The organism is Photobacterium atrarenae (genome assembly GCF_024380015.1).
GTDB classification, from domain to species: Bacteria; Pseudomonadota; Gammaproteobacteria; order Enterobacterales; family Vibrionaceae; genus Photobacterium; species Photobacterium atrarenae.
Map to the genome: position 1 here is coordinate 882,464 of NZ_CP101508.1, position 17,364 is coordinate 899,827.

The 17,364-nt window shown below is 52.3% G+C and carries 17 protein-coding genes; 11 read left to right on the top strand and 6 right to left on the bottom strand.

Translation table 11 applies throughout. The features are described from left to right. Positions 1 to 121 precede the first annotated feature (121 nt). Positions 122 to 1,786 carry a glutamine--tRNA ligase gene (gene glnS / locus NNL38_RS04390; protein ID WP_255389809.1) on the top strand — a complete coding sequence of 555 codons (1,665 nt, stop codon included), beginning with the start codon at positions 122 to 124 and terminating at the stop codon, positions 1,784 to 1,786. An 84-nt stretch (positions 1,787 to 1,870) separates the two neighbouring features. Here the strand turns inward: glnS and fur are convergent, their stop codons facing one another. Then, a complete protein-coding gene (fur, locus tag NNL38_RS04395; RefSeq protein ID WP_255389810.1) occupies positions 1,871 to 2,317 on the bottom strand; it encodes a ferric iron uptake transcriptional regulator in 447 nt (148 codons plus the stop codon). A 143-nt stretch (positions 2,318 to 2,460) separates the two neighbouring features. Here fur and NNL38_RS04400 point away from each other — a divergent pair, with 143 nt between their 5' ends. Beyond that, on the top strand, positions 2,461 to 3,021 hold the full coding sequence (locus tag NNL38_RS04400) for a DUF4442 domain-containing protein (RefSeq protein ID WP_439651374.1): 561 nt from the start codon (positions 2,461 to 2,463) through the stop codon (positions 3,019 to 3,021). Between the two features lie 86 nt (positions 3,022 to 3,107). Here the strand turns inward: NNL38_RS04400 and fldA are convergent, their stop codons facing one another. From fldA to NNL38_RS04415, 3 genes are all read right to left on the bottom strand, one after another. Continuing rightward, positions 3,108 to 3,635, bottom strand: a complete 528-nt coding sequence (fldA, locus tag NNL38_RS04405) for a flavodoxin FldA (protein ID WP_255389812.1) — start codon at positions 3,633 to 3,635, stop codon at positions 3,108 to 3,110. A 243-nt stretch (positions 3,636 to 3,878) separates the two neighbouring features. Further along, a complete protein-coding gene (locus NNL38_RS04410) occupies positions 3,879 to 4,100 on the bottom strand; it encodes a DUF2788 domain-containing protein (protein ID WP_255389813.1) in 222 nt (73 codons plus the stop codon). Positions 4,101 to 4,177: 77 nt separating this feature from the next. Continuing rightward, positions 4,178 to 4,942, bottom strand: a complete 765-nt coding sequence (locus NNL38_RS04415) for an alpha/beta fold hydrolase (protein ID WP_255389814.1) — start codon at positions 4,940 to 4,942, stop codon at positions 4,178 to 4,180. Positions 4,943 to 5,044: 102 nt separating this feature from the next. Between NNL38_RS04415 and seqA the strand changes: the two genes are divergently transcribed. Then, positions 5,045 to 5,590, top strand: coding sequence for a replication initiation negative regulator SeqA (seqA, locus tag NNL38_RS04420; protein ID WP_255390558.1), 546 nt, complete (start codon positions 5,045 to 5,047; stop codon positions 5,588 to 5,590). Positions 5,591 to 5,625: 35 nt separating this feature from the next. Then, a complete protein-coding gene (pgm, locus tag NNL38_RS04425; RefSeq protein WP_255389815.1) occupies positions 5,626 to 7,272 on the top strand; it encodes a phosphoglucomutase (alpha-D-glucose-1,6-bisphosphate-dependent) in 1,647 nt (548 codons plus the stop codon). Positions 7,273 to 7,351: 79 nt separating this feature from the next. On the opposite strand, the gene NNL38_RS04430 is transcribed toward pgm, so the two are convergent. Then, positions 7,352 to 8,173 carry a DUF1853 family protein gene (locus NNL38_RS04430; protein ID WP_255389816.1) on the bottom strand — a complete coding sequence of 274 codons (822 nt, stop codon included), beginning with the start codon at positions 8,171 to 8,173 and terminating at the stop codon, positions 7,352 to 7,354. Between the two features lie 118 nt (positions 8,174 to 8,291). Here NNL38_RS04430 and NNL38_RS04435 point away from each other — a divergent pair, with 118 nt between their 5' ends. After that, positions 8,292 to 8,498 (top strand): DUF2517 family protein, encoded by a 207-nt coding sequence (locus NNL38_RS04435; RefSeq protein ID WP_255389817.1) that lies wholly within the window; start codon positions 8,292 to 8,294, stop codon positions 8,496 to 8,498. Between the two features lie 136 nt (positions 8,499 to 8,634). After that, the gene (locus tag NNL38_RS04440) at positions 8,635 to 9,390 is read left to right on the top strand and encodes a Nif3-like dinuclear metal center hexameric protein (protein ID WP_255389818.1); all 756 of its coding nucleotides are present in this window, start codon (positions 8,635 to 8,637) and stop codon (positions 9,388 to 9,390) included. 120 nt (positions 9,391 to 9,510) lie between these two features. On the opposite strand, the gene NNL38_RS04445 is transcribed toward NNL38_RS04440, so the two are convergent. Beyond that, positions 9,511 to 10,800: a citrate synthase gene (locus NNL38_RS04445; RefSeq protein ID WP_255389819.1), complete on the bottom strand. Its 1,290-nt coding sequence runs from the start codon at positions 10,798 to 10,800 to the stop codon at positions 9,511 to 9,513. 411 nt (positions 10,801 to 11,211) lie between these two features. On the opposite strand from NNL38_RS04445, the gene sdhC reads away from it, so the two are divergent. The 5 genes from sdhC to sucA all read left to right on the top strand — a co-directional run bounded on the left by sdhC (position 11,212) and on the right by sucA (position 17,349). Next, on the top strand, positions 11,212 to 11,592 hold the full coding sequence (sdhC, locus tag NNL38_RS04450; RefSeq protein WP_255389820.1) for a succinate dehydrogenase cytochrome b556 subunit: 381 nt from the start codon (positions 11,212 to 11,214) through the stop codon (positions 11,590 to 11,592). After that, a complete protein-coding gene (gene sdhD, locus NNL38_RS04455; RefSeq protein WP_255389821.1) occupies positions 11,586 to 11,933 on the top strand; it encodes a succinate dehydrogenase, hydrophobic membrane anchor protein in 348 nt (115 codons plus the stop codon). Before sdhC ends, sdhD begins: the two co-directional genes overlap by 7 nt. Beyond that, positions 11,934 to 13,700, top strand: a complete 1,767-nt coding sequence (gene sdhA / locus NNL38_RS04460; RefSeq protein ID WP_255389822.1) for a succinate dehydrogenase flavoprotein subunit — start codon at positions 11,934 to 11,936, stop codon at positions 13,698 to 13,700. Between the two features lie 14 nt (positions 13,701 to 13,714). After that, positions 13,715 to 14,428 (top strand): succinate dehydrogenase iron-sulfur subunit, encoded by a 714-nt coding sequence (locus NNL38_RS04465; RefSeq protein ID WP_255389823.1) that lies wholly within the window; start codon positions 13,715 to 13,717, stop codon positions 14,426 to 14,428. Between the two features lie 110 nt (positions 14,429 to 14,538). Beyond that, complete coding sequence (gene sucA / locus NNL38_RS04470) at positions 14,539 to 17,349, top strand: 2-oxoglutarate dehydrogenase E1 component (protein ID WP_255389824.1); 2,811 nt, start codon at positions 14,539 to 14,541, stop codon at positions 17,347 to 17,349. Positions 17,350 to 17,364: the final 15 nt, after the last annotated feature.

Sequence of the window (17,364 nt, forward strand, 5' to 3'; positions counted from 1 at the left end):
CCTGCTTCGGCGGGGTTTTTTTATCCATATCGACAAACAATGCATACTATTTGTTGAGTCGTGACCCATATTTATGGATCATAGAGAATCCCAAATCCTGTAAGCACACGAGGTGTCTTTGATGAGTGAGTCTGAAGCTCGTCCAACTAACTTTATCCGCCAGATCATCGATGCGGATCTAGCCAGTGGCAAACATACAAGCGTTCATACCCGATTCCCGCCGGAGCCGAATGGCTACCTGCATATCGGTCATGCAAAATCCATCTGCTTGAACTTCGGCATAGCTCAGGACTATCAGGGCCAGTGTAATCTTCGTTTTGATGATACCAACCCTGAGAAAGAAGACATCGAATACGTTGAGTCGATTAAAAACGATGTGAACTGGCTGGGCTTTGAGTGGGACGGTGAGATCTGTTACTCATCAAACTACTTCGACCAGCTGTACGGGTTTGCAATTGAATTGATTCAAAAAGGCTTAGCCTATGTTGATGAGTTAAGCCCTGAACAGATCCGCGAGTTCCGTGGTACCTTGACTGAGCCGGGTAAGCCAAGCCCTTACCGCGATCGCCCGGTCGAAGAAAGCCTGGCGCTGTTCGAGTCGATGAAAAGTGGCGAAGTGGAAGAAGGAAAGATGTGCCTGCGCGCCAAGATCGATATGGCGTCACCGTTTATGGTGATGCGTGATCCGGTGCTGTACCGCGTGCGCTTCGCAACTCACCATCAGACTGGCGACAAGTGGTGCATCTACCCGATGTACGATTTCACCCACTGTATTTCGGATGCGCTTGAAGGGATCACTCACTCGATCTGTACCCTGGAGTTTATGGACAACCGCCGTCTGTATGACTGGGTCCTGGATAACATCACCATCGATGCTCGCCCGCACCAGTATGAGTTCAGCCGTCTGAACCTGGAATACACCGTGATGTCGAAGCGTAAGCTGAACCAGCTAGTGACTGAAAATCTGGTTTCTGGCTGGGATGACCCACGGATGCCAACGATTTCGGGCCTGCGTCGTCGTGGCTTCACGCCGGCTTCGATCCGCGAGTTCTGTAAGCGAATTGGGGTGACCAAGCAGGATAACACCATCGAGATGAGCTCGTTGGAGTCCTGTATTCGTGACGACCTGAACGAAAACGCCCCGCGTGCGATGGCGGTGCTGGATCCAATCAAAGTAGTGATTGAAAACTTTGACGGTGAGCCTGAGCTGCTGGAGGTGGCCAATCACCCGAACAAGCCGGAGATGGGCAGCCGTCAGGTGCCGTTTAGCCGCGAAGTGTACATTGAGCGCGAAGACTTCCGCGAGGAAGCGAACAAGAAGTACAAGCGTCTGGTACTGGGCAAGGAAGTGCGTTTGCGCGGTGCCTATGTGATTAAAGCTGAGCGCATCGACAAAGATGAAGACGGCAACATCACCACGATTTACTGCACTTACGATCAAGATACCCTGGGGAAAAACCCGGCGGACGGCCGTAAGGTGAAAGGGGTGATCCACTGGGTTTCTGCTGCAGCTGCACTGCCGGCAGAGTTCCGCCTCTACGATCGTCTGTTCACGGTACCGAATCCGGGCGCAGCGGATGACTTCGTTGCGGTGATCAATCCGGAATCACTGCAAGTGAAACACGGTTTTGTTGAGCCGTCGTTGGCGAAAGCGGAAGCTGAGAAAGCGTTCCAATTTGAGCGGACGGGTTACTTCTGTGCCGACAGCAAAGACTCAAACTCAGAGAACCTGGTGTTTAACCGCACGGTCGGCCTGCGCGATACCTGGGCCAAGATCGGCGACTAGGCTTGATTGAGAATATAAAAAACCAGCCAAATGGCTGGTTTTTTTATGTCTTGTGCGCTCAGGTAAGCACAAGAGGGCAGGAAGTTATTTGCGGTCGTGCAGCTCGGGGTGCTTGCTGCAATCGCCTTCCATGCAGTGGCCGTACAGGTACAGGCTGTGGTTGGTCAGCTTGACATTAAAGCTGGCTGCAATATCTTTTTGCCGCTCTTCAATGAGATCATCTGAAAACTCAATTACTTTGCCGCAGTCCAGGCAGACCAGGTGATCGTGGTGGTGTTGCGTTGCGAGTTCAAAAACAGATTTACCACCCTCGAAATGATGACGGGTCACAATGCCGGCATCATCAAACTGGTTCAGAACACGGTAAACGGTTGCCAGGCCAATCTCTTCACCGATATCGATCAGCTTTTTGTATAAGTCTTCGGCACTAATGTGCTGGCATTCCGGGCTCTGCAAGACTTCCAGAATTTTAAGACGCGGTAGCGTGACTTTTAAGCCTGCTTGCTTAAGTGCAGTATTGTTATCTGACATTCGAGTTTCCTATTGGCTAGCCGCAGCAAAAAACGGTGCGGTAGTCGTTCTCATTTATATTCATTATAAGTGACCCTTAGGCAACAATAAACCTTAAAAAATACGGGGTCTGCATATCTGAGAAGTTTTCCTTGGTTGCAAGGATGTTAAAAGTATGTATATTGTTCTCATCGTACCAGTTGGCACAGGAGAACTCCGTGAATGCGCTTTTCTACCACCCCAAGCTTGTAAAGTTCGCCCTGAATTTATGGCCACCCTTTTGGGGGGCCGGGATCAAAATTGTTCAGATTTCCGACGATTACCGCCGTGTGACGGTTCGGCTGAAACTGCGCTGGTGGAATAAGAATGCCAACCGGACCCAATATGGCGGTAGTATTTTTTCCCTGACCGATCCGATTTATGCCTTGATGCTGATGGGTATTTTGGGCAGGGAGTATTATGTCTGGGACAAGCAGGCGGAAATTAATTTTATCAAGCCCGGTAATACGGATTTGACGGCAGAGTTTGTGATCTCAGATGAGCGGGTCCAGGAAATTCGTCAGGCTACCCAATATGGGGAGAAGTACTTCCCTGAATTTGTGGTGAATGTGAATGATGCGCGGGGGGAAATGGTCTCACAGATTCGACGTGTGCTCTATATCCGAAAAAAGCCGCAATACCGGGAAGCACCCGTTGAGCCGTCCACTTGTTCACAAGAAGTTTGACCAGGCCACTTGAACGGGGCAGTTTTCTGAAAAGAAAAAACGCGCCGTTTTGGCGCGTTTTTTGAAATGTTGGTCGCAGGGGTGTGTTAGTCAGCCAGCTCGGCCAGGCACATTTCTTCGTAGACTTGGTTAACCCATTTTTCAACGCGCTCATCGGTCAGCTCAGGCTGGCGATCTTCATCGATACACAGGCCAACAAAGTGGTTGTCATCGACCAGGGCTTTGGATGCTTCGAACTCAAAACCTTCCGTTGGGAAATGGCCGACAATCGTGCCGCCTTTCGCTTCCACGATATCGCGAACGGTACCCATGGCGTCGCAGAAATACTCGGCGTAGTCTTCCTGATCGCCACAGCCAAAAATCGCAACCAGCTTGGTCGAGAAGTCAATCTGCTCTAGTTCAGGGAAGAAATCATCCCAGTCACACTGCGCTTCGCCGTAGTACCACGTTGGGATACCCAGCAGGAGCAGGTCAAAATTGTCGATATCTTCTTTGCTGCTCTTAGCGATATCTTTCACGTCAACCAGTTTTTTACCTAGTTGTTTCTGGATCATTTTCGCGACGGCTTCAGTGTTACCTGTGTCGCTACCAAAGAAGAGTCCTACACTCGCCATAGTAGAGATTACCCGTAAATTAATGGTTGGCCGCTATTGTGGTAATAACGGCATACTTAAATCGACCCAGGGATACCCCTGATGGCAACGACAGCACGTCTGTTCAGCGGCGGGGACAATTCCTGCCTGGCGTATGTCATTACCCGTTGTGTTCATGATTCAACGTTTCCGGATATTGCAAAGTGTCGCCTGTGTGGTTGGCCAGAAGCACTCTGCAAATAAATCAGATACGGAAACGGAATATCAGCCGATACCTGCCCCTTCCCAGCTCAGTTGGATCAGCCCTTTGGCGACAAAGCCGGCACAACCCAGACAAAGCACCACCCAGACAATCTTCCGCCCGAACGGTGGGACATTCCCTTGCTTTAGCACATCTTTAATCGCCATACCGATAAAGAAAAAAATGGCAGCAAATAGCAAATCCAGACCAATGGATTCCAGCAAATCCATATGCTCGTATAACATTCATGTCTCCTTACTGCAGACGCCAAAGCCAGGTCAGGCGCGCACTATACCACAGACAATGGGTTGCTGTTAACGGTCTAATCGGCTTGTAAAAAGTTCAAAATGACGCGGCTCACAATGTCTGGTTTTTCAGCATGTAACCAGTGGCCAGTATTGGCGACCATGTGCGCTTTTGCACTTGGAAACTGCCGAGCAATCGCTGCGCGATGCTCGGTTTGAATATATTCGGAGTTCTGGCCTTTGATGAACAGGGTTTTGCCGGAAAACGGCGGGACATCGTGCCAGCCCATAATGGTGCCATAGTTAGCAATCAGGCCGTCGACATTAAAACGCCAGCCATAACCGGTGTCTGTTTTGGCAAAGGATTTGAGCAGGAACTGACGGACACCCGGCTCCTGGACGTGGCGGGCGAGGTAGTGCTCGGCCTCGCTACGGCTGCTGACGGTATGTTTCGCGACTTCCTGCAATCCGGCAAAGACATTCTCATGACGGTGGACCTGGTAGTGGACGGGCGCCATATCGAGCACGATTAGATGATTGAGGCGGGGAGCCGCCAGCTCGGTCAGGGCCATCGCAACTTTGCCGCCCATCGAGTGGCCGATCAGCGAGAAGCGCTCGATGTCGCACTGGTCGATGACTTCCAGCACATCGGCGGCCATATCCTGATAGGTAAACGTATCGGAGTGGGGGGAACGACCATGATTACGAAGATCGACGCTGATCACTTTATATTGATTTTTCAATGATCTGGCGAGAAGCCCTAAGTTATCGGCACTGCCGAACAGCCCGTGGATCAAAATGATCGTTTCACCTTGCCCGTCGGTTTGGTAATGAAGATTCACTGACGATTTTCTCTTGTTGATAACGCTTTGCCGTAGAGTATAACCGCGTATCACGTTATAATCTCTCGGTGATTTTTAAACGGAACGATAATGAACACTACGATGAAGAGTATTGAGGTAGACGAAGAGCTATATCGTTATATCGCCAGCCAAACCCAGCATATCGGTGAAAGCGCATCCGATATTTTGCGCCGGCTGCTGATGGTGCCTGGTCAGGACGGTGTCGCCCAGCCAGAGGTGGTGATGCCGGTTCGTCCGAAAGGCATTGTGGTCAGTAAAGATGCGGGGAACGTGTCGACTTCGGATCGGGTGAAAGAAATGCGATCTGTGCTGATCTCTGATGAATTTGCCGCTCAGGAAAAAGCGATTGGCCGCTTCATGATGATTCTGTCCTCGCTTTATCGTATCGATCCAAAAGGTTTTGCCGAAGCGGCTGCGATTAAAGGCCGCACCCGGGTTTACTTTGCGGAAAGTAAAGAGACGCTGCTTGCAAGTGGTAAAACGACCAAGCCGAAAGCGATCCCGGAGACGCCATTCTGGGTCATTACGAATACCAATACTGATCGCAAACGCCAGATGGTCGAGCAGCTGATGAACAAAATGCATTTTGGCGCCGAGATCATCGACAAAGTTTGCGGTGAAATTTAACGGGCGTAAGCCTCTTTACTTACAAGGATAAGTTCATGGCGATCCATCCTCGAGCCGGTCAGCGCGCCCGGCAAGAAGATATGCATAACATTCCGGCGTTAGTGGCGAACTATTTTCAGATTGCACCGCAGGCTGACAACCTGCAGCAACGCGTGGCGTTCGGTACTTCCGGCCACCGCGGCAGCGCGGATAAGGGGACCTTTAACCAGCATCACATCTGGGCGATTGCCCAGGCGGTGGCAGAAGTGCGTGCTGCCAATGGCGTCACCGGTCCGCTGTTTCTTGGTAAAGATACCCATGCGCTGTCTGAGCCTGCGTTTGCGTCAACGCTCGAAGTGCTGGTGGCCAACGGGGTTCAGGTGGTGATTCAGGAAGGGCGTGGTTATACGCCGACACCGGGCATTTCTCATGCCATTTTGTGCCATAACCTGGCCAACGATGCCAAAGCTGACGGCATTGTGATCACCCCATCCCACAATCCACCGCAAGACGGCGGGATTAAATATAACCCGGTTCATGGCGGTCCGGCTGAGGGGGCGCTAACCACAGCGATCGAGTCTCGTGCTAATGAAATTATTGCTGCGGGCATGGTGGCTGTGAAGCGTATCTCGATCGAACAGGCGCTGGCAAGCGATCTGGTTGAGGTGCGCGATCTGGTGGCGCCTTACGTGGACGATCTGGTTAATGTCATCGATATGGCTGCGATTCAGAAAGCCAACCTCAAGATCGGTGTCGATCCGCTCGGTGGCTCCGGCATTGAATACTGGCGTCAGATTGCCAGCCAATACGGCCTGGATCTGACCCTGGTGGACGAATCGATTGATCCGTCTTTCCGCTTTATGTCGCTCGATAAAGATGGCGTGGTTCGAATGGACTGCTCGTCACCGTATGCGATGGCGGGATTGCTGGCGCACAAAGATAGCTACGATCTGGCGTTTGGCAATGATCCGGATTACGACCGCCATGGGATCGTCACCCCGGCCGGGCTGATGAACCCGAACCATTTCCTGGCGGTGTGCATTGATTACCTCTATCGTCACCGTCCGGATTGGTCGGCAGACGTTGCGGTCGGCAAAACGCTGGTCTCCAGTGCTTTGATTGATCGGGTGGTTGCGGATCTCGGCCGTGAGCTGTGTGAAGTGCCAGTCGGCTTTAAGTGGTTTGTTGACGGACTTTACAGCGGTAAGCTGGGCTTCGGTGGTGAAGAAAGTGCTGGGGCATCCTTCCTGCGCATGGATGGCACCCCTTGGTCAACCGATAAAGACGGTATTTTGCTGTGCCTGTTGGCTGCGGAAATTACCGCAGTGACCGGTAAAAATCCGCAGCAATACTACGAAGCGCTGGCTGCCAAGCATGGCGCATCAGAGTACAACCGCCTGCAAGCTGTTGCTAATGGTGAGCAAAAAGCCGTGCTGAGCAAGCTGTCTCCGGAGATGGTGGCTACTGAGACCCTGGCCGGTGATGCGATTACTGCGCGTCTGACCCATGCGCCGGGCAATGGCGCCGCAATTGGTGGTTTGAAAGTAACCACTGAAAATGGCTGGTTTGCTGCCCGTCCGTCCGGCACGGAAGATATTTACAAGATCTACTGTGAAAGCTTCCGGGGCAAGGCGCATCTGGCGCTGATCGAGCAAGAAGCCCAGGAGATTGTCAGCAAGGTGTTTGCCGACGCCGGCCTGTAAGCCTGTCTTAGGCAAGTCATTTGAAAAACGCCCGGTCGGCTGACCGGGCGTTTTTGTATCAGTCGAGGAATGAATCAACTTATTGTGTGTTCTCAAGGCTTTCGAAGCCGTCCCGGTGGGGCCAGTCCTCGGGCATCACGAACCAGACCTGATTATCCGGTGCAATCGCCTGCGTTGGGGCGGTCACGGTATCCACATCGAGCAGGGTTTCCAGTTCGCAATAGCTCGGCGGGTTGATCCACTGTGTCTTGCGGATGGGTTTGAGCGTCAACTGCGCGGCTTGAGCCGGGTAGCACCAGTTGCCGGTCAGGGCCTGCGGGTTAACCGCCAGTGAAGAGCCGGTTGTGTCTTGCTGGTGGGGGTAAAACAGGCGGCCCTGCATCAGTAGGCGCTTGATGTTTGGCATACCATACTGCGGTGCGACTTGCTCGATAAATGCCGGGTGATGGCTCAGCTGGAGCTGGTGCTCGAGCATCCGAGTGGTTTTTTTATCCAGGTTATCCTTGGCGTTCGGGCCCGGCCATTGTTGCTGGAATGCCAGGTAGAACTTGATGGCGACCTCCCAGTGCTCCAGGTGTCCGGTTTGGGTGTTTTCGACCAGAAAGTCGATCGCCCCCAGGGTCTGCTTTTGCCAGGTCAGCTGAACTTCTTCAGCCAGGAGCCGGTAATGGGGATGGGCCTCAATAAGCTGCTGCCAGAGCCACTGATAGTAAAAACCGAGCCGCTGGTTGCCTTGGTAGGGGGCGAGATCGCGGGGAAGTACCGCATGCTGGCGGAATTTGGTCAGCCATTGTTCATCTATCGCATAGGGTGTACAGATCAGTGACGGGCAATGTAGCAGGGCCTGCATATCATGCAGGGCTTGTTGCTGATCTGTTGCATTATTGTAATTTGTCTGCATATCGAAACTTTAAGTTACCTTTTGGCGACTATTTTGGCGAAATTACTGGTTTGAATGACTAGTATCGGAGCGGCTTTTGGATTAACTTTATAACAGGTTAGACCAGTTAGGAGGCTCTATGTACCAGCCCTATTCTCTGCTTCGTATTTTGTTGCGCCGGGTCGGTGTGGTCCTGATCGGAATGCTGGCATTGCCATTGATGCTACTGTTGCCCAAACCGAAACGCGCCGCATTTTATAGTCTCATGCACCGCTTCTGGACCAAAACCAGTACCAAGCCGGTTTGGCTGAAGGAGTCGGAGCATGGTGCGCAGCAGCTGTATTGATCACTGTAACATAAACCCCGGCTATCGGCTGAGGGTTGGCAAGTGGATCCGTCGCAAAGGTCATTCGAAACAGATGAAAGCTGCTCCTTCCCAGAAGATGCGATAAACTATTCGGGACACAAGAGAGGGAGCACGAATGAATCATCTAAAACTAGAAGCTGTGCTGAACGAGCTGCTCAGCCCACACCTGATCAAGGACTATTGTCCAAACGGATTACAGGTGGAAGGGAAATCCGAAGTGAAGAAAGTGATCACTGGGGTCACCGCCAGCCAGGCTTTGATTGACCGCGCGATTGAAGCGCAGACTGATGCGATTTTGGTTCATCATGGTTATTTCTGGAAAGGTGAGCCGTCTGAAATTCGTGGCATGAAATTTCGTCGGATCAAAGCGCTGATCGAGCATGGGATCAACCTGTACGCCTATCATCTGCCGTTGGATGTCCATCCGCAACTGGGTAATAACGCCAAGTTAGCTGAGTTGCTTGAGATTGAGGTTTTGGGTGGACTGGAAGCCGGGAACCCGCAATCGGTCTCCGTCTATGGTCAGTTTGAACAGTCGCTCACGGGCGAAGAACTGGCTTCGCGGTTGGCGATTGCGCTGCATCGTGAACCGTTGCATATTCCGGGAGGGCCGACTGAAATCAAAACTGTTGGTTGGTGTACCGGTGGTGGCCAGGATTTCATTGAGCTGGCGGCACAACAAGGACTAGATGCATTTATCTCCGGGGAAATCTCCGAACGAACGGTGCACTCAGCACGCGAGCTGGGGATCCACTATTATAGTGCCGGCCATCATGCAACTGAACGCTATGGCGTGAAAGCACTGGGCGAGTGGCTGGTGCAGGAGTACGATCTTGAGGTCAGCTTTATTGATATCGATAACCCGGTTTAATTCCGGCTGGGTGAGGTTGTTGGCGATGGCCTGAAACAAACTGATCCCATATTATTGGCAATAAAGAAAAAAGGTTGAGCGCCAGGCTCAACCTTTTTCATTTAAGCTGTGTCTTCGGACTTATTCGCGTTCGTGGATCGGTTGAAATTCACGCTGCTCATAGCCGGTGTACAGCTGGCGAGGACGACCGATTCGGTTACCCGGATCGTTGTGCATTTCGTTCCAGTGGGCAATCCAGCCGATGGTCCGCGACATCGCAAAGATCACGGTGAACATAGAAACCGGGATCCCGATCGCTTTCAGGATGATGCCTGAGTAGAAGTCGACGTTCGGGTAGAGCTTCTTATCAATGAAATATTCATCCGACAGGGCAATACGCTCAAGCTCCATCGCCACATCAAGCAGTGGATCATCAATTTTCAGCTCCTCCAGCACTTCGTGGCAAGCTTCACGCATGACTGTTGCACGTGGATCGTAGTTCTTGTAAACCCGGTGACCGAAGCCCATCAGACGGAATGGATCATCTTTGTCTTTGGCACGCTCAATATACTCTGGAATATTGTCAACGCTGCCAATCTCTTCCAGCATCTTCAGACACGCTTCGTTGGCGCCGCCGTGTGCCGGACCCCACAGTGAGGCAATCCCGGCTGCAATACATGCAAATGGGTTGGCACCGGAAGAGCCCGCCAGACGAACGGTAGACGTCGACGCGTTTTGCTCGTGGTCGGCATGCAGGGTGAAGATTTTGTCCATCGCGCGGGCGACGACAGGGCTGACTTCATATTCTTCACAAGGCGTTGCGAACATCATATGCAGGAAGTTTTCAGCATAGTCCAGGTCGTTACGCGGGAAAATAAAAGGTTGGCCAATGGAATATTTGTAACACATCGCAGCCAGGGTCGGCATTTTCGACAGCAGGCGGAACGCCGTGATTTCACGGTGCGTGTCATTGTTAATATCCAGTGAGTCATGGTAGAAAGCTGCCAGGGCACCGACCACACCACACATCACCGCCATTGGGTGTGCATCGCGGCGGAAACCGTGGAAGAAGCTGGCAATCTGCTCATGAACCATGGTGTGTCGCGTCACGGTCGTGCGGAAAGTTTCGTATTGCGCACGGGTTGGGACTTCACCATAAAGCAGGATATAACATACTTCCAGGTAATCAGCGTTATTGGCTAGCTGGTCAATTGGGTAACCGCGGTGAAGCAGGATCCCTTTATCGCCATCAATGTAGGTAATTTGAGATTCACATGATGCTGTGGCCAGAAAGCCAGGGTCAAATGTGAAGTAGCCGCTCGCGCCAAGCTTGCGGACATCAATCACGTCTGGCCCTTGTGTGCCCCCGAGAATCGGCAGTTCGACTGGTGCATTCCCTTCAATGTGAAGAGTCGCTTTCTTGTCTGCCATAACAATCTCCTTTGCTTTTTATAATCCTGATCCAGATTCGGATGTGCAGTTGTTGTACCGGGGGATCCTGCATTTGTCAATTTTTGTACTGCTTTGTGTGCGCTTGTTAATAACTTTTGGTAAAAAAGTGCAAATTCCCGAAACCGTGTTAGAGGTCATGTAACCGGGTTTGTAATTGCTTGTTACGAGGCGTATACTCGCCGCAGGTCTCTGGTTCTGCAGCCGCCAGATACAAGTGCTTAAGTACTCAACAATATTAGTCACTTAGGTTGAAATATGTTTTGGGGTCCCTACATAAACATATTTGCAACCAAAGGTTACGAAAATGTTGCGCTCATTTGTCCTGGCCCAAGCGGATCGGAGAGTTTAATAAAAATAAGATGCTTCAATGGAGCTGAGTGGGCAAATACCGTGAAAGTAAATAAGCCAAGACCTGTTAACCTCGACCTACAGACGATTCGCTTTCCTCTGACGGCGATTGCGTCCATCCTGCACCGGGTCTCCGGTGTCATCACATTTGTTGCTGTTGCCATTCTTCTATGGCTTTTAAGCCTTTCCCTGTCTTCCCCAGAAGGTTTCGCCAGTGCTGCCAATATTGTTGACAGTTTCTTTGTGAAATTTGTGCTGTGGGGGATCCTGACGGCGTTGTTCTACCACATTGTGTTAGGTGTGCGTCACTTGATGATGGACATGGGATATTTTGAAGAAATGGATACCGGGATTGCAAGCGCCAAAATTAGCTTCGCAATTGTCGCGGTACTGGCTGTCTTTGCAGGAGGCCTGGTATGGTAAACAATGTGTCAACGGTTGGTCGTAATGGTGTACACGACTTTATTCTGATCCGCGCAACTGCGATCATCCTTACCCTTTACACCCTCTATATGGTCGGATTTTTCGCCTTCGGGCCTGATCTGAGCTACGAAACCTGGACTGCGTTTTTCGGCAAGCTGAGCACCAAAGTGTTCACCATGCTGGCGCTGTTCTCGATTATGATCCATGCCTGGATCGGCTTATGGCAAGTCCTGACCGACTACATTAAACCTGCCGCGCTTCGTGCAGGACTCCAATTTGGTGTGGTTGCCATTCTCCTCGTCTACCTGTTTTCTGGCTTCTTTATTGTGTGGGGTGTGTAAGTGAGCATTGCAGTTCGTGAATTTGATGCTGTCGTAATCGGTGCTGGTGGTGCAGGGATGCGCGCCGCGCTACAGATTTCAGAACAAGGGCTGAAATGTGCCTTGTTGTCTAAAGTTTTTCCAACCCGCTCGCACACGGTTTCGGCGCAGGGCGGGATCACTGTTGCCCTGGGGAACTCACACCCGGATAACTGGCAGTGGCATATGTACGATACCGTCAAAGGCTCTGATTACATCGGTGATCAGAATGCGATTGAATACATGTGTAAAAATGGCCCGAAATCCGTGATTGAGCTGGAAAAAATGGGTCTGCCTTTCTCTCGTTTTGATAACGGCAGCATTTACCAGCGCCCATTCGGTGGTCAGTCAAAAGAATTTGGCGGCGAGCAGGCTGCGCGGACGGCGGCGGCCGCCGACCGGACCGGCCATGCACTGCTCCACACGCTGTATCAGCAAAATATCAAGCACAAAACCACGATTTTCTCTGAGTGGTATGCGTTGGATCTGGTGAAAAACCAAGATGGCGCTATCTTGGGCTGCACGGCCCTATGCATGGAAACCGGTGAGATTTGTTACTTCAAGTCCAAGGCGACGATCCTGGCCACCGGTGGTGCAGGCCGTATTTACCAGTCGACAACGAATGCTCACATTAACACCGGTGACGGTGTTGGTATGGCACTGCGTGCCGGGGTTCCGATGCAGGACATGGAAATGTGGCAGTTCCACCCGACCGGGATTGCCGGTGCCGGGGTTCTGGTGACCGAAGGTTGTCGTGGTGAAGGTGGCTATCTGCTGAACAAAGACGGCGAGCGCTTTATGGAGCGTTATGCGCCGAATGCCAAAGACTTGGCTGGCCGCGATGTCGTCGCTCGCTCGATGATGGTTGAAATTCGCGAAGGCCGTGGCTGCGATGGCCCTTGGGGTCCACACATCAAACTGAAGATGGATCACCTGGGTAAAGATGTTCTGGAATCGCGCCTGCCGGGGATCTGTGAGCTGTCTCGTACCTTCGCCCACGTTGATCCTGTGAAAGAGCCGATTCCGGTGATCCCAACCTGTCACTACATGATGGGTGGTGTCCCGACCCAGGTTTCGGGCCAGGCGATCAAGCAAAATGCTGCCGGTGACGACGTTGAAGTACAGGGCCTGTTTGCCTGTGGTGAGATTGCTTCGGTTTCTGTCCACGGCGCTAACCGCCTGGGTGGTAACTCCCTGCTTGACCTGGTGGTCTTCGGTCGTGCAACCGGTCTGCACCTGGGTGAAACCCTGGCAGCCCAAGCTGAAGCGCGCCCTGCAACTGACTCTGACATTGAAGCTTCTTTGGCGCGTGTCAACCGCTGGAACAGTACCCAGAAAGGTGAAGATCCGGTCCAAATCCGTAAGGATCTGCAATCTTGCATGCAAAACAACTTCTCGGTATTCCGTGAAGGTGAAGCGATGGCGACTGGTCTGGAAGAGCTGAAAGTGATCCGTGAGCGCCTGAAAGATGCTCGTCTGGACGACACGTCAACAGAATTCAACACCCAGCGCATTGAATGCCTGGAGTTGGAGAACCTGATGGAAACGGCATTTGCGACGGCTGTAGCGGCGAACTACCGTACTGAGAGCCGTGGCGCCCATGCCCGTTATGACTTCCCTGATCGTGACGATGCAAACTGGTTGTGTCACTCCATTTACAACCCTGAGACAGAGCAAATGTCGAAGCGTGATGTAAACATGACACCGGTTCATCGTGAGGCATTTCCGCCGAAAGCGCGTACTTACTAAGGGAGGTAAACATTATGAAACTGAATTTCTCAATTTACCGCTACAACCCTGATGTTGATAACGCGCCGCACATGAAAGGGTACACCCTGGATGTGCCGGACGGCTCCGACATGATGGTGCTGGATGCGCTGATCCTGCTCAAAGAGCAGGATCCGACCCTGTCTTTCCGTCGTTCGTGCCGTGAAGGAGTCTGTGGCTCAGACGGCATTAACATGAACGGCAAGAATGGCCTGGCTTGTATCACGCCGCTGTCGGCGTTGACGGGCGAGAAAACGATTGTGATCCGTCCGTTGCCGGGTCTGCCGGTGATCCGCGACTTGATCATCGATATGGAGCAGTTCTACACCAACTATGCCAAAGTGAAGCCGTTCCTGATTGATGATGATGCGTTGCCGCCGGCACGCGAGCATCTGCAGTCACCGGAAGAGCGCGCGCACTTGGATGGTCTGTACGAATGTATTATGTGTGCTTGCTGTTCGACATCATGCCCGTCATTCTGGTGGAACCCGGATAAATTTATCGGTCCGGCCGGCCTGCTGGCGGCTTACCGTTGGCTCATCGATAGCCGTGATACAGCCACTGATGAACGCTTGTCTGATCTTGACGATGCATTTAGCGTTTTTCGTTGCCATGGCATCATGAACTGTGTAAATGTTTGTCCGAAGGGATTAAATCCAACCAAGGCGATTGGTCACATTAAGTCAATGTTGCTGAAACGCGCGGTATAAAAATCGAATTATCGATATGCTGGCTTTCTGACTCGCTATCTGAAGCCAGCTTTTAAGCCCGGCCTAGAGACCGGAGCAAAATGGCGATAACTAGTGGTTAAGGGAAAACAATGCAGAACGGCGTTATGAAGGCTTGGCTTGAGTCTTCACACCTGGCTGGCGCCAATGCAACTTATGTAGAAGACCTCTACGAGTTGTATCTTAGCGACCCAGAATTAGTTGACGAAGAGTGGCGACACGTCTTCGGAGAGCTGCCTGTGGTGAATGAGATTGCTGTTGAACAGCCTCACTCCCGCGTTCGTGACTACTTCCGGCGTTTAGCAAAAGAAACAACCCATCTAAGTGCTACCGTCAGCGATCCAGACGTTGATGCCAAACAGGTTAAGGTATTGCAGTTAATCAACGCATACCGTTTCCGTGGACATCAGCACGCAAACTTAGACCCGTTAGGCTTATGGCAGCAAGATCGAGTGCCTGATCTCGACCCGGCTTTTCATAACCTGACCCCAGAAGATTTCAACGAAACATTTAATGTTGGTTCTTTTGCCGTTGGCAAAGACAGCATGAAGCTTGCTGAAATCTTTGATGCACTGAAGAAAACCTACTGTGGTTCGATTGGTGCGGAATACATGCACATCACCAATACAGAAGAAAAACGCTGGATTCAGCAGCGACTGGAATCTGTGGTTGGCCAGGGTGCATTCACCGACGAAGAAAAACTCACTTTCCTGGACGAGCTTACTGCAGCAGAAGGCCTGGAACGCTATCTGGGCGCGAAGTTCCCGGGTGCCAAGCGTTTCTCGCTCGAGGGCGGCGATGCGATGATCCCGATGGTGAAAGAGCTTATCCGCTACGCCGGGACCAATGGTGCCCGCGAAGTTGTGATTGGCATGGCCCACCGCGGCCGTTTGAACATGCTGGTCAACGTGCTGGGTAAGAAGCCGCAGGATCTGTTTGACGAATTTGCCGGTAAACATGATGAAACCTGGGGCACCGGTGATGTGAAATATCACCAGGGGTTCTCGGCAGACTTTGCCACTCCGGGCGGCGACGTGCATTTAGCATTGGCATTTAACCCGTCTCACCTGGAAATTGTAAACCCTGTTGTGGTTGGCTCGGTACGTGCCCGTCAGGATCGTTTAGGCGATAAAGACGGCTCGCAGGTCCTGCCGATCACGGTTCACGGTGACTCGGCAATCGCCGGCCAGGGGGTTGTTGCTGAAACATTCAACATGTCCCAGTCACGGGGTTACCGTGTCGGCGGTACGATCCGCATCGTGGTCAATAACCAGATTGGTTTTACCACGTCTAACCCAAATGATACCCGCTCTACGCAATATTGTACCGATATTGCCAAGATGGTTCAGGCGCCGATTTTCCACGTTAACGCTGATGATCCGGAAGCTGTGGCATTTGTCACCCGTATTGCTCTGGATTTCCGTAACACCTTTAAGCGTGATGTGGTGATTGATCTAGTGTGTTACCGCCGCCATGGTCACAACGAAGCGGATGAGCCGAATGCGACTCAGCCGCTGATGTACCAGAAGATCAAAAAACACCCAACACCACGCAAGATTTATGCTGATACCCTGACGGATAAAGGCACAATTGAGCTCGAAACCGCTACGTCGCTGATCAACGAATACCGTGATGCGCTGGACCGTGGTGAGTGTGTGGTGAAAGAATGGCGTCCGATGAAGCTGCACTCTGTCGACTGGGCACCGTATCTGGGCCATGACTGGACTGCTGAGTGGCCGAATACGCTCACGGCTGAGCGGCTCAATGATCTGGCTCACCGCATTTGCCAGTTCCCGGACAGCCACAAGCTGCAAAGCCGCGTCCAGAAGCTCTACCATGACCGCACTCTGATGGCTGACGGCGAGAAACCGGTCGACTGGGGGATGGCGGAAACGCTGGCTTATGCCACTTTGGTTGATGAAGGCCACCGTATCCGGATCACCGGTCAGGATTCCGGCCGTGGGACTTTCTTCCACCGCCATGCCGTACTGCACAACCAAAGCGATGCCAGTACCTACATTCCGCTGGCCAATATTCATGACAAACAAGGCCCGTTCCAGGTCTTCGACTCCGTGCTGTCTGAAGAGGCCGTCCTGGCATTTGAATATGGCTATGCCACGGCAGAGCCGGGCGGTCTGACCGTCTGGGAAGCTCAGTTTGGTGATTTTGCCAACGGTGCTCAGGTCGTGATTGACCAGTTCATCAGCTCGGGTGAGCAGAAGTGGGGCCGGATGTGTGGTTTGACCATGTTGTTGCCGCACGGCTACGAAGGGCAGGGGCCTGAGCACTCCTCCGCACGTCTGGAGCGATACCTACAGCTGTGTGCTGAGCAGAATATGCAGGTCATTATCCCATCCACGCCAGCTCAGGTGTATCACATGTTGCGCCGCCAGGTGCTGCGCCCGATGCGTCGTCCGCTGATTGTGATGTCACCGAAGTCCCTGCTGCGCCACCCGCTGTGTACTTCGTCGATGGACGAGCTGGCAAGCGGTACGTTCCAGCCGGCTATCGGGGAGATTGATACGCTTGATCCGAAGCAGGTTAAGCGTGTCGTTCTGTGCTCCGGCAAGGTGTACTTCGACCTACTGGAGCAGCGTCGCAAGAATGAACAGACCGATGTGGCGATTGTGCGGATTGAGCAGCTCTACCCATTCCCGAAAGAGGATGTCCAGGCAGCACTAGCTGATTATCAGCATGTCACAGACTTTGTCTGGTGTCAGGAAGAGCCGCAAAACCAGGGGGCTTGGTACTCCAGCCAGCACAACTTCCGTGCAGCGCTGCCACAAGGCGCAAACCTGAAATATGCAGGCCGTGCGGCATCAGCATCGCCGGCAGTGGGCTACATGTCGGTTCACCTGAAACAACAGAAAGCGTTGGTTGAAGACGCGTTGACAATAGATTAATAGAACTGGAACAAA